The 428-nt window shown below is 42.1% G+C and carries 1 protein-coding gene; it reads left to right on the top strand.

Translation table 11 applies throughout. The features are described 5' to 3' along the window. Window positions 1–428, top strand: a 428-nt coding sequence (locus IEY73_RS34630) for a DUF4982 domain-containing protein (RefSeq protein WP_229716441.1), incomplete at both ends; no start/stop codon positions are given.

Below are 428 nucleotides of genomic sequence, written 5' to 3'. Positions count from 1 at the left end.
TATTTTTTCAGATACAAATACTCATTTTCGTGGAGTAGAAAATTATAGGCGTAGTGGAGATACAGACCCGATGTGTATTCCGAAAGATTCTTATTTCGCTCATCAAGTGATGTGGGACGGATGGGTAGATACGGAAAATCCTCGTTTGCATATCGTAGGACACTGGAATTATGAACCGGGAGTGGTCAAGCCTGTGTATGTGGTTTCTAATACGGATAGTGTGGCGTTATTTTTAAACGGAAAACCAATGGGACAGGCTCAGTGTGACTATCATTTCTTGTTTACTTTTGATAAAATCGCCTTCACTCCTGGAGTATTGGAAGCTGTGGGGTACAATGACGGAAAAGAAGCTGCGCGTATGCAGTTAAGAACCGCAGGTAAACCAGCTAAATTGAAATTAGCTGCCATTCAGCATCCGAAAGGATGGA

The organism is Mangrovihabitans endophyticus (assembly GCF_014646155.1).
Lineage (GTDB): Bacteria > Actinomycetota > Actinomycetes > Mycobacteriales > Micromonosporaceae > Actinoplanes > Actinoplanes endophyticus.
Note: the sequence above shows the minus strand (reverse complement) of the source record. Positions and strands in the feature narration are given on the sequence as shown.